The organism is Nakamurella lactea DSM 19367 (genome assembly GCF_000426645.1).
Lineage (GTDB): Bacteria > Actinomycetota > Actinomycetes > Mycobacteriales > Nakamurellaceae > Nakamurella > Nakamurella lactea.
The window spans coordinates 252,000-264,931 of record NZ_AUFT01000005.1 but is presented as its reverse complement, the minus strand read 5'-3'; the positions used below and the strand labels follow the sequence as shown (position 1 = coordinate 264,931).

The following is a 12,932-nucleotide window of genomic DNA, read 5'->3' as shown; positions in this document are numbered from 1 at the left end:
CGAAACGTCACCCGCGGAGCCTGACGCTCAGACAGGTAACGCTGGACTCCAGCTTCTCGAACTCCGAGATGTCCACGACGACCGGCGTATAGCCGCGGCCGGCGAGCATCTCGGCGGTACGGGGCGCACTGCTGGAGAGCAGAATTCGATCGTCGTCGAGCAGGATCATCCGCCATGGACCGCTGTCGAGAGCAGGCGTCAACGGTGGCAACAGATCGGGCCGTCCGATCGCCGCGACGTTCGCCAACAGGGTGCCGTCGGGCAAGGCGGTGATCGCCGTCTTCAGATGCAGAACCCCGGAGATGGGAATGGGCACAACAGATATGCCACGGGGTGCCGTGAGCGCCGTCAACTGCCGGACTCCCTCCTGGTTCGTTCGGCCGCCGAGGCCGACGAACCAGGTGCTTCCGAGTTTGAGGACGTCGCCGCCGTCCAGAGTGCCGGGTGCGGAAATGGCCACGACGTCCATCCCGAGGTCGCGGACCGCCCGGGACGCACCGAGCGTCTCGGGCACCCTGGACGCAACGCCGGGTCGCGCGATCACCGCGAAGTCCCCGTCGACCACCACGGTGTCCTCGACGAAGGGTGCGTCCGGGCAGTCGTCGGCCGGCTCGACCTCGATCGCCTGCCAACCGTTCGTCGTGAAGGCGTCTACGTAGGCGGCCCACTGCTGCCCGGCCCTGGCCAGATCGACGGGGCGTCGGCTCACGTGCGTGACCACACCGTCGGTCAACTTCGGTCCCGGCCGTCGTACCAGGACGCGGCCGGCATGGTGATTCGGAAGCAGCGTTTCCGCGTCAGCATCTTGTGCCATCAGCACCACCCCATCATTCGTCGTGGACCGAGTGTGCCCGAGTTCCATCGAATCGCCCGCCCCGGCCTCCGATCACAGCGCCGACACGTCAACCTCCCGCAGCCGATCCGGATCTGCCAGCACATCGATCGCCACGATCTTCGAGTCGGTCACGGTGAACGCCATCACGAACATCGTCTTGCCGTGTGCCGCCACCACCACGCCGGCGGCGCCGTTGATCAGCGCCGGATGCACGAATGGCGACAGCCGGCTCGAGGTGAACGCCTGCTTCGCGACGTCCTGCGCGCCGTGCAGGGTGAAGGTCATCTTCGGTCGGGCCGCTCCCCCGTCAGAGCGCAGGATCACCTCCGGGTGCAACACCGCAACCAGTCCGTCGAAGTCGCCGTCCTTCGAGGCGGCGAAGAAGGCGCTCACCACCTCGCGTTGCTTCACCACGTCCGGGTCGGGTGCGGTGGGCTGGCCCTGCACCCGGCGGCGTGCCCGGCTGGCCAATTGCCGGGCGGCCGCCGGTGAGCGATCGATCATCGGGCCGATCTCGTCGAACGGCACCGCGAACATGTCGTGCAGCACGAACGACAGCCGCTCGGCCGGCGTCAGCGCCTCCAACACCACCAGCAGGGCCAACCCGACCGAGTCGGACAGCAGCGCCTCGTGTTCCGGGTCGACCCCGCTCTCCGGGCTGACGATCGGCTCCGGAACGTGCACATCGAACGGGTCCTCACGACGGTTCTGCCGTGACCGCAACATGTTCAGGGCGATTCTGGCCACCACGGTGGTGAGCCATGCGGTGAGATTCTGCACTCCGTCGACGTCGGTGCGATGCAGCCGCAGCCACGCCTCCTGGACCGCGTCATCGGCCTCGTTCACCGACCCGAGCATCCGGTAGGCAACCGATCGCAGATGCGCCCGTTGCTCCTCGAATCGCTCGGCCAGCCATTCGCTGTCGTTCATCGGACACCGTCGTTCATCGGTCACATTCCTTCGTCCTCGCGGGTCTGACAGATAGACCCGCGAGCGCGGGCTGATGTGACCGCAGGCGCACTGCCGACGGACCATCCGATTCTGGAGGCAACCTTATGTCCACTCCCATTCTGCTCACCGGCGGCACCGGAACGCTCGGCGGCCACGTGCTGCCCCTGCTACGCGCAGCGGGCCACCCTGTGCGGGTGCTCAGCCGCCAGCCGCACGACAGCGCCGACGGCGTCGAGTACGTCAGCGGCGATCTCCGCACGGACCAGGGCATCGACGCGGCCGTCGGCGGCGTGCACACGGTGCTGCACCTGGCCGGCGGTCCGAAGGGCGACGCGGAGGCGACCGCGCACCTGGTCCGCGCCGCCCGCGCGGCCGGCGTCGAACACCTGGTGTACATCTCGGTGATCGGCGCCGACCGGGTCCCGGTCGGCTGGCTTCAGTCCAAACTCGCCGCCGAACAGGCCATCGCCGGATCCGGCATCGGCTGGACCACCATGCGGGCGGCACAGTTCCACGACCTGGTGTTCAAGACGGTCACGACGATGGCGAAGCTACCGGTGTTCCCGATCCCGGGCGGGTTGCGATTCGAACCGGTGGATGCCCGCGACGTCGCCGCTCGACTGGTTGATCTGACGCTTCAATCGCCGGCCGGGCTGGTGTCAGATCTGGCCGGGCCACGGGTCTACGACATGGCCGAGCTCGCCGACACCTTTCTGCGGGCCAGTGGCAAGCACCGGTTGCGGCCGCCGGTGCGGATCCCCGGGAAGGCCGGCCGGGCCTATCGGGCCGGCGACAACCTCGCCGACCTGCGCGCAGACCGGGGTGCCCGTTCGTGGGAGGACTTCCTCGCCGGGAAGTTCGCCCATGCCGCGGCCCAGCCGGCACGGTCCTGAGTCGGGCGGCGAATGAACCTCTTCCGCCAACGCCGGCAACCCCGGCACGATCCAACCGACAGCCCGCGGCGATTGTCAGCTCGGTTGGACCAAGACCGCATCCCAGTCGCTGAAAGTGCCTTTGGACGCTGGGTTCTTCGTCCCGGTCGTGACCAGCTCGAGCGTGTGCGACCCTGCGGCAACCGTCCCGGTGTCGAAGACCACCTGGCCGGTCCGCTTGTCGGGCGTGTAGAGGTCGGACGTGGTGACGAGGGATCCGTCGAGGTATACCGCGACCTCGCCGAGGTTGTAGTCCGTCACCGCGAGAACGACGGCGCGGACACCGGTGAAGGGGATGGTGACACTCGCGCCGGCAGCCTTGCCGACCGCGTCGGTGCCACCCCAGGTGCCGGCATTGGCGTAGGTGCCCCAACTGCCGGCGTAGGTCACCGTTGGGTCGGAGTCATCGATGGCCGTCAGATCGCGGGTGACCGCAACGCTGTCGATCAGCGCCCAGGTGTTGCCGCGATGATCCCTGGGGGTCCTGACTCCGACCTGTACGTTGGCGCAGTCACTATTCATGGTGAACGAGACACTGTGCCGTGTCGGTGTGCGGGACGTGAAAGCCTTCGAAGCGAGAGTCTTTCCGGTGCAGGTGTTGTAGACGAACAGCTGGACGGGCTCCGATCCGGTGACGACATCCGTCGACAGGGTGTATGCGCCGGTGTCGAACCCGACGTTCGGGATCGGGCCGGTCAGGCCGAGACCCTGTGACAGCTCGGCGAAACCAACTCCGCGAGGCTGCAGGTACCCGACCCAGCCGTCCATGGATCGGAGGGCTGATCGGGCCTGTGGGTTGCGCAGTACCGCGGCGTGGGCCTGGTCGGTGGCCCCGACGTCGCTGTCGGCCCTCGGCTCGGTCCGGGTGCTCCACCATGCCGTGCCGGTCTGCTCGAAATCACCGTTCATCACGGTGTTGGCCCCGAGCAACTCGAAATCGGCCTTCAGATCGGTCGCGACGAATCCTTGCATGTAGGCGGAAGCGTAGGTGTTGCGGAAGATTTGCACGCCGGTGATGGCCGACTGGTCGCCGGCCTCGTTATTCGTGAAGGGCGATTGCCCGTGATAGGGGTTGTCGCACCAGCAGCCGATGGCTCGCGACGTCGAGGTCAACGAATTGTCGTGAATGCGGACGTCCGAGACCTCCACCGAGCGCTGGTCGGGCGCTCCAGTGCCCCACACGATGAATCCCACTCCCAAGCCGGGAGTGTGAACCACGTCGTTGTGGTCGATTTCGATATCGGTCGACGGCTGCGGCTCATCGGTCGACCACCACAATGAACCACCGAGGGAACTGATATACGCCCGGGGATCGCGGTACGACGACCAGATGTAGATCGCATCGTCACCGTTGCGGATGGTGTTGCCGGTGATCCGGACGTGCTGAGAGTTCTGCAGGCTGATTCCATCGGTGTTGGCGTGGTAGCCGTCGACGTTGCCGGCAGCCGCAGTGATCGTCAGGTCTTTTATGAGCCCGTGGTCGGTCGTGAACAACGACAGGTTGTACTCGACGGCTCCGAGGATCTGGACATGGCTGATCTCGTAGTGCGAAACACGATAGAGCCCGACCGCCGTCAGATGAATCGTTGCCGCGTCCGAAGCCGCCTCCGACAGTTGAATCACGCCGTCACCTGTAATGGTGACGTTGTGCTGGTTCCCGGCGTACAGCAGCGGCAAGTTGTGGTACATCGAGTGGTCCCACGGGCATGGTCCGACGTCACTGACGCAGTCCGACGTCGCCGGCATGTTGTGGCCGTGAATCGGCGTGTAGCCGTAGTCTGCGTCCGATTGGCTCTGCAGCAGCGTTCCGTCGACTTCCAGCGTGGTATTGCTTGCCAGTACCAGGCTTCCGGTCAAATACGTATGGCCCGCCGGAAGCTGGACCGTTCCGCCGCCGAGCCGGGCGACATCGTCGAGAGCGCGCTGAATCGAGGAACGATCGTTGGCCACGCCGTCGCCCGCGGCGCTGTACGGCGTATTCATGACGTTGACGATGGTTCTGGGAGAGTTGATTGGCGAACCGGCTTGCGCCGGTGCGGCCGTAACGAGAAGACCTGCGGTGAGGAAGACAGTCAGCATGGGGCGAATCCCCGACAACATTCGCATGTTCTTGCACTCCGTTCGGTGATACAGAACACCATTTGGTTGGCAGGAACAGCATGGTTGCCTGGCCCGAGCGTTGTCAAGGGTGTCCTGACGGTTGTTCACCGAGTCGAGTCGGCGCATGCCCGGCAGCGCAACGGTTTCCGACCGTTGACAGATGTGCCATGGGACAGCGGCCCGACGGCGTCACGCCGTGCCCGGTCCGGGCACGGCGGTGATCAGACGGATGCCGGCGTCAGCAATTCCGCGGCGAGTAGCTCAAGGGTGCGTTCGCGACCGACCGACCGGCGCGGGTCCTCCCCGCGATGCGCGGAGGCCAACGGGCTGATCATCACCTCGTCGACACCGAAATGTGCTGCCAGCCGGACGATTTGGGCGGCCGCGTCGGGCGGAGTTCCGAGTACCACCCGCCGCAGGCCGTCCTCGACCAGCGGCTGCTGGTCCGCAGTGATGTCCCGCTCGGCCGCGTCTTCGACCAGGTCCAGGAAGCCCATCGGTCGACCTGTGCGCAGCCGACCCATCGATTGCGCATTCGGCAGCGCCAACGCCGCCGCTTCCTCTGCGCTGTCGGCGACCACCACGTTGAGGGTCAGGAACGTTCTGGGTTCCGGCGTCAGCTCACTCGGCTGGAACTCGCTGCGGTAGATCTCCAACGCACGCTCGGTGCCCTGGCCGGAGAAATGGTGGGCGAAGACGTACGGCAGCCCCTTGGCTGCGGCCAGGTGTGCCGAGTAGTCGGACGAGCCGAGCAGCCACAGCGGCGGGGACCCGGCCGCTCGCGGGGTGGCCCGCAGTTCGTACTCACCCGTGGCCAGCCGGACCACCGCCCCTTCGGTGTCCATCAGGGCACGAACGTCATCCAGGTAGCGCGGGAAGTTCTCGATGTCGGCGTCGCCGCGGCCGGCCGGCCCGCGCAGCGCCATCGACGTCACCGGGTCCGATCCCGGCGCCCGGCCGATGCCCAGGTCGATCCGCCCCGGATAGGCCGCCTCCAGCAGGGCGAACTGTTCGGCGACGGCCAGCGGCGCGTGGTTGGGCAGCATCACGCCGCCGGAGCCGACCCTGATCCGCTCGGTCCGGGCGGCCAGGTGCCCGATCACCACCGGCGGCGAGGTGGCGGCCACCGACGTCATGTTGTGATGCTCGGCCACCCAGTACCGGGTGTAACCGGCACCGTCGGCGACCTTGGCCACCTCCACGCTCGCCGCCAACGCATCGGAGGTGCTCTGGTCGGTGCGCACCGGGACCAGATCGAGGACGGACAGCTTCAATTCGCTCACCCTCCCGGCAACACCGGCAGGTCAGCAAAACTTCCCCGCGCCGACACCTTTCCCACCCATGTGCGCTACCGTCGCAGGCGGCACTGCACGGGGCTGTCTGCGGCCCGAACGTCAGGAGAAACCCGTTGCGGGATATCGCGGTCTTCAGCGGCAGCGCCCACCCCGAACTCGCAGCCGAGGTCTGCGCCGAACTCGGCGTAGCGCTGCAGCCGTCCCGGGTCACCCGGTTCGCCAACGACTGCCTCGAGGTGCAGCTGCTGGCCAACTGCCGCGAGCGTGACGTCTACCTGATTCAACCGCTGGTGGCGCCGGTGCAAGAGCACCTGGTCGAGCTGCTGCTGATGATCGACGCGGCCCGCGGCGCGTCGGCCGGCCGGGTCACCGTGGTGATGCCGCACTACGCCTACGCCCGCTCGGACAAGAAGGACGCGCCGCGGATCTCCATCGGCGCCCGGCTGATGGCCGACCTGATGGTCGCCGCCGGCGCCGACCGGGTGCTGACCATGACGCTGCACTCCCCGCAGGTGCACGGCTTCTTCTCCATCCCGGTCGATCACCTGCACGCGCTGCGCGAGCTGGCAAGGCACTTCGCCAGCAGCGACCTGAGCAACACCGTCGTGGTCTCCCCCGACCTCGGCAACGCGAAGGAGGCAGCGACGTTCGCCCGGATGCTCGGCACCGGGGTGGCGGCCGGCGCCAAACAACGATTCGCCGACGACCGGGTGGCCATCACCTCGGTGATCGGCGACATCGACGGCCGCGACGTGATCGTCCTCGACGACGAGATCGCCAAGGGCAGCACGATCATCGAGCTGGTCAGGGTGCTGCGCCAGCAGGGCGTGAAGAGCGTTCGGGTCGCCTGCACCCACGGACTGTTCGCGGACGGTGCGCTGGAGCGGATCGGTCAGCTCGACGAGGTGCAGGAGATCGTCTGCACCAACACGGTCCCCATCCCCGCGCAGCAGCGGGCCGGGCACGAGGACGTCCTCACCGTGCTGTCGATCGCCCCGGCACTGGCCGAGGCGATGCGCCGGATCCACGACGGCGAGTCCGTCAGCGCCCTGTTCACCCAGGACGAGCCGATCACTGGTCAGAGCCTGTTCTGAGGGCAGTTCGTCGACCGCTTACCCTGGCGCCCATGGATCCGATCGAGGCCTTGGAGCGGGTGTCGTACCTGTCGGACCGTGGCCGGCTCGACTCCCGCAAGTCCGAGGCATTCCTCAAGGCCGCGAAGGTACTGCGGGATCTCCCGGCTGACGAACTGCAGCAGCGGCTGACGAACGGCACCGTCACCTTCCTGCCCGGCATCGGGCCGAGCACCGCCGCCGTCATCCAGCAGGCGGCGGCCGGCAAGGTCCCGGACCGGATCGTCAAACTCGAGCAGGAAACGGTGGTGCCGCTCGGCGCCGGCGCGGCCATCCGCGAGGCACTGCGCGGCGACTGCCACACCCATTCGCTGGCCAGTGACGGCGGCGCCTCGATCGCCACCATGGCGGCGGCGGCCCGGGCGCTGGGTCACGAGTATCTGGTGGTCACCGACCACTCCCCCCGGCTCACCGTCGCCCGCGGCCTGACCAGGGACCGGCTGTTGGCCCAGCTCGACGAGATCGCCGCCCTCAACGAGGCCGCCGCGACCGACGGCGGTACGCCGTTCCGGATCCTCACCGGTGTCGAGGTCGACATCAACCTCGACGGCTCGCTGGACGGCGACGACGACGTGCTGGCGCGGCTCGACGTGGTGGTCGCCTCGGTGCACAGCAAGCTGACGATGGATCGCAGTGCGATGACCCGGCGAATGATCGCCGCGATCCGCAACCCCCACACCGACATCCTCGGGCACTGCACCGGACGCAAGCTGGACGTCTCCACCGACGGGACGTTGGTCAAAGTGCGGCGGCCACAGTCGAACTTCGACGCCGACGCGGTCTTCGCCGCCTGCGCCGAGGCGCAGACGGCGGTGGAGATCAACTCGCGGCCGGAACGACAGGACCCGCCGGACGACCTGCTGGACATCGCCGTCGACGCCGGCTGCCTGTTCTCCATCGACACCGACTCGCACGCCCCCGGCCAGTTGGAATTCCTCAACTACGGCGCCGACAAGGCCGCGGCGCACCGCATCGCCCCCGAGCGGATCGTCACCACCTGGACCATCGAGAAGCTGCTGGAGTGGACCCACCGGCATTGATCCGGCCCGCTGGACCCGCGGCCGCCGACCTGTCAGTGCAGAACCTCCGCCTCCTTGGCGAATTCGACCAGCTCGTCCAGCAACGCCCGGAGCTCCGTCGCGGATGCTCCCTCGGCGATCGCCGTGGCCACGTCCTCGGCGGCGCACCGGACCTGGAACAGCCTGTCCGACAGCGCTTCCCGCTCGTCTTGCGTCAGCACCACGGCGTCCGCCGGCAGTCCGCCACGCTCCAGCGCGACCCGGTTCTCATACGCCCGCTGCCGGCACGACTGGCCGCAATAGCGCCGCTTGCGGCCGACCGTCGAGGCATCCTCGATCTCCCGGCCGCACCAGGCGCAGCGCCGCGGTTGCTTCGACCGCGCCGCGACCGGCGGCGCGATCGCCGGCGGGCTGGGCACAGCAGTGCGGGCGACGGGGCGGGCGCGACTGGTCACCGCAACACGGTAGCGACCGCGCCAAATCGAGACCGTGCCAAACTGGCCCGGTGACGCACTACCTTGACGGACCGCTACCGCGGGCCATCCTGCACCGCGGCTGGCACATCGGCGACCTGGCCGGCCTGGAGAACACCCTGCGTTCGTTCCAGCGCGGCGTCGACGAGGGTTATCGCTACCTGGAGACCGACGTACATGCGACCAGCGACGGCGTCCTCGTCGCCTTCCACGACAGCACCCTGGACCGGGTCACCGACGGGTCGGGCCGGGTGTCCGACCTCACCTGGGACCAGCTGAGCACCGTCAGAATCGGTGGGCGGGAGCCGATCCCACGGTTCGCCGACGTGCTGGAAGCCTTGCCGCACGCCAACTTCAACGTCGACCCAAAGACCGATGCCGCGGTCGGCCCACTGATCGACGCGATCGCCGCCGCCGGTGCTGTCGACCGGATCTGCGTCGGGTCGTTCTCGGGACGGCGTCTGGCGACGATCCGGCAGGCGATCGGCCCGGAGCTGGCCACCTCGTTGGCGCCGGGTGAGGTGCTCGGGCTGACCCGCGGCGCGATGATGACCCGCACGAAGGTAGCAACGATCGGCGCGCAGGCCGCCCAGGTGCCGGTCCGCTACGGGAGGCTGCGGATCGTCACCCCGCGGTTCATCCGGGCCGCGCACGAGAACGGGCTTGAGGTGCACGTCTGGGTGGTCGACGAGGCCGCGGAGATGCACCGGCTGCTCGATCTGGGCGTCGATGGGCTGATGACCGACCGGCCCGACGTGCTGCAGGCGGTCTACACCGAGCGCGACGTCTGGGCCTGACGCCGCTTCGACCGCGGTACCGCCGGCGGTCGGCTAAAGTCCCTGCGTGCCCTCGGAACGTCAGCCGCCCGTCGACCGTGACGTCACCGACGAGGCAGGCTCGGCGCTCTCCTCGGTCCCGGCCTCCGGATCCCGGCGCGGCCTGCCGGCACTGGGTCTGCTGAAGTACTTCTACGGGCCGATGGACTGCGGCAAGTCCACCCTCGCGCTGCAGGTCGACCACAACCACGCCCGGCAGGGCCGACGCGGGCTGCTGTTGACCAGACTCGATCGGTCCCACCGCGGGCAGATCACCTCGCGGATGGGACTGACCAGACCGGCGGTCGACGTGGACGACGACCTGGACCTGCGGGAGCTGGTCAAGGCGTCGTGGGCGGCCGGGCGTCGGGTCGACTACCTGATCGTGGACGAGGCCCAGTTCTTCTCGCCGGCACAGATCGAGCAACTGGCCCAGCTGGCCGACGACGCCCAGATCGACGTCTACGCGTTCGGCATCGCCACCGACTTCCGCAGCACGCTGTTCCCCGGCTCGCAGCGGCTCTTCGAGCTGGCCGACGAAGTGGTCCCGCTGCAGGTCGAGGTGCTCTGCTGGTGCGGCCGGCCGGGACGGTTCAATGCCAGGGTGGTCGACGGCCGGATCGCTCGCGAGGGTGCGCAGGTGGTGGTCGCCGACACCGCGGCCGACGAGGCCGAGGTCCGCTACCAGGTGCTGTGCCGGGTACACCATCGCAACGGCGATCTCGGCCCGGACGGTGCCCCTGAACTGCCACTGGGCTGACGAGCCTGTGCGGTGGCGGACCGCCGGCAGTCAGAACTTCTCCGACCCCTTGATGCGCAGGCGCACTTTCTCGATGCTCTCCCCGGTCACCTTGCCGATGCCGACCTCGTGCATGTACACCAGGTTCATCGTCTCGGCGAACGCTTCTCCTTCGGTCTCGCTCAGGTGCGTGTAGAGCAGCCCCAGTCGCTTCTCCATCACCTCCTTGCCGTATTCGGTGTCCAACGCCTGCGCCAGTTCCATGGAATCGGCGCCGATCTTGAGCCCCTTCTTCTGCAGTCCCGCGCGCTCCGCCTCCAGCATTGTGGCGAAGGACGCCTTCCGGTGCCGGTAGACGTCGATCTCGACCTTCTTCTGCGCTTCGGCCTTGGCCACGTCGCTCGCCGACGGCACAGTCGTCGGGGCCACCGGAGTGTGGGTTCTCTTCTTGTCGTCGATCTCCGCAATGCCCTTGAAGAAGTCGCCGGGGAACTTCTCGCTGAACAGGTCGTCGACGATCGTGCCCGACGTCGCCGGATCGGCGCCGGTCGCCGCGGCAACAGTGCCTTTCAGATCGTCTCGAGGTGTCTTGGATTGGAAGTAGAGGTCGGCCAGGGCGGTCAGGCCGAGCGCGGTGATCAACCGCTCGGCCGCCACCACGAACGGCGCGTATGCGGGGTTGTACTCGAAGGCGAACTTCGCATCCTTGGTGGTCTGAAGAATGTCGCTGCTGACCATGCTGGCAAAGACCTCGGCCAGACCTTCCCGGATATGGGCCGGCATCTCGCCGGCCTCATAGGCGTGCGCAGCCTCGTGGATCAGATCGGTGAATGCCCCGCGTTCGGCGTTGATCTCGATTCCGGATGTGGTGTTCTGAGCCATCACGTTGTACGACTTCGAGAATGCGGTGACCTGGCTGTCGGTGGCCGCTTCGGAGAATTTCCCCGGTAGGGGTGCGGCACCGGGATTCAGCTGCGTGGGGTCCAACTTTGCCGCCTGGCCCGGAACCTTCACCATCGTGACCGGGTTCAGGTTGTCGAACTCGATCTGGGTCTGCTTGCCGACGGTCTTCACGTGTGGATGGCCGACGATCGAGATAACGCCCGGTTGGGTGATGTCGAACCGGCTGACGGCGGTCACGCCGAGCCGGCCGGCGATCGAGGCGTAACCATCCCGGATGGCCACCGGTGCGGGGATCTGGTCGAGCCGTGCGCCGCCACTCAGCGCCCACGTGGATGCCAGCTTCTTCGTCGTGGACCCCAACTTTTCCGACCAGGCGAGCGCATACGCGCGTGCCTCGGCGATCTCGGCATCGATCTCCGAGGCCGCGACCTCGGCATCCGGAATGGCCGGGCCGGTTCCGACGGGCGGCGCAATGGCGATGAAACAGCCGTCGTCGAAGCCCTTTCCGGCATCCTTTCGCTTGTTCGGACTGAGCGGGAACTTTTCCAGGTAGGCGTCGGCGGGGACCTTAGGGCCGGTATTGGTCTGGAAGTCCTGGAAGATCACCTTGCCATTGAAGCGCTCCGCATACACCCAGTGCGCGGAAACCTCCTGTTGCCCCGACGAGTGCACGAAGACGGCGAAGCGGGTGCCGTTCGGATACGCGTGCATGGCCTTGATCAAGGTCGCCTCGTCGAACATTTCGTCGCCGGGCAGGCCCTTGCGATGAATCGTCGGCGTCACCCCCGTGCTGGTGCCTTCGTCTCCGGCCTTGCTCATCAGGTACTTGATCATGAGGTGGTACTGGGCCGAACCCAGTACATAGGAGCGACCCAGGCTGATGTCGTCGAGATTCCTGGCCGCCTTCGTCGAGACGTCGGCAACGAATGAATTCTTGGCCAAGAGATCAGCATCGAGCATGGCGATCGTCCAGAGCTTCTCGCTCTGAGCCGGCTTGCCCTGTACCGGGGCCTGCAACGTGGCCCGGACATCGGCCGTCGCAGCGCCGGACGTCGGTGCTCCGGTGATGGCCGCGATGGTGGCGATTGCGCAGTTGCTCAATTTGTCGGCCAAGGCATCGTTGACCTTGTCCGGCCGGGCGGAACGCATCACCTTCAGTAGTTTGCTGCCTTCGTCCAGATCGCTGTCCGGAACATCCACGGTGAGCGCGGCGAGTTGCGTCGGGGTCACCGCTCCGGGTGGGATGACCGGCTGGGCCAGCACCGGCGTCGGCTGGGCCAGCACCGGAGTCGGCTGGGTCGGAATCTTCGGGAGCGGCCGGCCGAGGTTCGGATTCGGCTTGGCCAGGCCGCCGCTCACCGGGGTGACGCCGACGCTGACGGGCGTCGGCTGGGCCAGCACCGGAGTCGGCTGGGCCAGCACCGGAGTCGGCTGGGTCGGTGTCTTCGGGAGCGGCCGGCCGAGGTTCGGATTCGGCTTGGCCAGGCCGCCGCTCACGAGGTCGTACTGCGACAGGTCCCCATCCTGGACGTTCGTCAGCTGCCCGCCGGGCAACGACTCCAACTGAAGGACATCGCCGAGGCCCGGCAGGCTCACGATCCCGATCACCCGGAAGCGTTCCTGGCCGCGTCGGACCTCGGTACCCGCAGGCGTGGTCTTGTCGATCTGCCGGCGGATCAGTGGCCAACGGCGAACAGCGTGGTGTCGATGGATGGGCGATGAAACCGTGCTGACCGA

Annotated in this window: 11 protein-coding genes; 5 read left to right on the top strand and 6 right to left on the bottom strand. The window is 67.5% G+C overall.

Annotation, left to right across the window (positions count from 1 at the left end):
• Window positions 1-7: 7 nt before the first annotated feature.
• Window positions 8-814: a dimethylargininase gene (ddaH, locus tag K340_RS0104440; RefSeq protein ID WP_037362844.1), complete on the bottom strand. Its 807-nt coding sequence runs from the start codon at window positions 812-814 to the stop codon at window positions 8-10.
• A gap of 72 nt (window positions 815-886) precedes the next feature.
• Window positions 887-1,765, bottom strand: a complete 879-nt coding sequence (gene sigJ / locus K340_RS0104435; RefSeq protein ID WP_029135828.1) for an RNA polymerase sigma factor SigJ — start codon at window positions 1,763-1,765, stop codon at window positions 887-889.
• A 125-nt stretch (window positions 1,766-1,890) separates the two neighbouring features.
• Between sigJ and K340_RS0104430 the strand changes: the two genes are divergently transcribed.
• Window positions 1,891-2,679: an SDR family oxidoreductase gene (locus K340_RS0104430; RefSeq protein ID WP_029135827.1), complete on the top strand. Its 789-nt coding sequence runs from the start codon at window positions 1,891-1,893 to the stop codon at window positions 2,677-2,679.
• Window positions 2,680-2,754: 75 nt separating this feature from the next.
• On the opposite strand, the gene K340_RS0104425 is transcribed toward K340_RS0104430, so the two are convergent.
• Both K340_RS0104425 and K340_RS0104420 read right to left on the bottom strand, forming a co-directional pair.
• Window positions 2,755-4,944: a glycosyl hydrolase family 28 protein gene (locus K340_RS0104425; protein WP_084614037.1), complete on the bottom strand. Its 2,190-nt coding sequence runs from the start codon at window positions 4,942-4,944 to the stop codon at window positions 2,755-2,757.
• A gap of 95 nt (window positions 4,945-5,039) precedes the next feature.
• Entirely contained in the window at window positions 5,040-6,092 is a 1,053-nt protein-coding gene (locus tag K340_RS0104420; protein ID WP_029135825.1) for an LLM class flavin-dependent oxidoreductase, read from the bottom strand.
• Window positions 6,093-6,226: 134 nt separating this feature from the next.
• Here K340_RS0104420 and K340_RS0104415 point away from each other — a divergent pair, with 134 nt between their 5' ends.
• The gene (locus K340_RS0104415; protein WP_029135824.1) at window positions 6,227-7,207 is read left to right on the top strand and encodes a ribose-phosphate diphosphokinase; all 981 of its coding nucleotides are present in this window, start codon (window positions 6,227-6,229) and stop codon (window positions 7,205-7,207) included.
• A gap of 32 nt (window positions 7,208-7,239) precedes the next feature.
• Window positions 7,240-8,286 (top strand): PHP domain-containing protein, encoded by a 1,047-nt coding sequence (locus K340_RS0104410; protein WP_029135823.1) that lies wholly within the window; start codon window positions 7,240-7,242, stop codon window positions 8,284-8,286.
• A 32-nt stretch (window positions 8,287-8,318) separates the two neighbouring features.
• On the opposite strand, the gene K340_RS0104405 is transcribed toward K340_RS0104410, so the two are convergent.
• The gene (locus K340_RS0104405) at window positions 8,319-8,684 is read right to left on the bottom strand and encodes a hypothetical protein (RefSeq protein WP_029135822.1); all 366 of its coding nucleotides are present in this window, start codon (window positions 8,682-8,684) and stop codon (window positions 8,319-8,321) included.
• Window positions 8,685-8,770: 86 nt separating this feature from the next.
• On the opposite strand from K340_RS0104405, the gene K340_RS0104400 reads away from it, so the two are divergent.
• Window positions 8,771-9,535 carry a glycerophosphodiester phosphodiesterase gene (locus tag K340_RS0104400; protein ID WP_029135821.1) on the top strand — a complete coding sequence of 255 codons (765 nt, stop codon included), beginning with the start codon at window positions 8,771-8,773 and terminating at the stop codon, window positions 9,533-9,535.
• 46 nt (window positions 9,536-9,581) lie between these two features.
• Complete coding sequence (locus K340_RS0104395) at window positions 9,582-10,313, top strand: thymidine kinase (protein WP_084614036.1); 732 nt, start codon at window positions 9,582-9,584, stop codon at window positions 10,311-10,313.
• 30 nt (window positions 10,314-10,343) lie between these two features.
• Here K340_RS0104395 and K340_RS33835 read toward each other — a convergent pair whose 3' ends face one another.
• On the bottom strand, window positions 10,344-12,479 hold the full coding sequence (locus tag K340_RS33835) for a hypothetical protein (RefSeq protein ID WP_245599440.1): 2,136 nt from the start codon (window positions 12,477-12,479) through the stop codon (window positions 10,344-10,346).
• Window positions 12,480-12,932: the final 453 nt, after the last annotated feature.

What these genes read in the sequence shown, in the direction of transcription:
- ddaH (WP_037362844.1), bottom strand. Translation starts at nt 814, where the DNA reads ATGGCACAAGATGCTGACGCGGAAACGCTGCTTCCGAATCACCATGCC.
- sigJ (WP_029135828.1), bottom strand. Translation starts at nt 1,765, where the DNA reads ATGAACGACAGCGAATGGCTGGCCGAGCGATTCGAGGAGCAACGGGCG.
- K340_RS0104430 (WP_029135827.1), top strand. Translation starts at nt 1,891, where the DNA reads ATGTCCACTCCCATTCTGCTCACCGGCGGCACCGGAACGCTCGGCGGC.
- K340_RS0104425 (WP_084614037.1), bottom strand. Translation starts at nt 4,944, where the DNA reads ATGCGCCGACTCGACTCGGTGAACAACCGTCAGGACACCCTTGACAAC.
- K340_RS0104410 (WP_029135823.1), top strand. Translation starts at nt 7,240, where the DNA reads ATGGATCCGATCGAGGCCTTGGAGCGGGTGTCGTACCTGTCGGACCGT.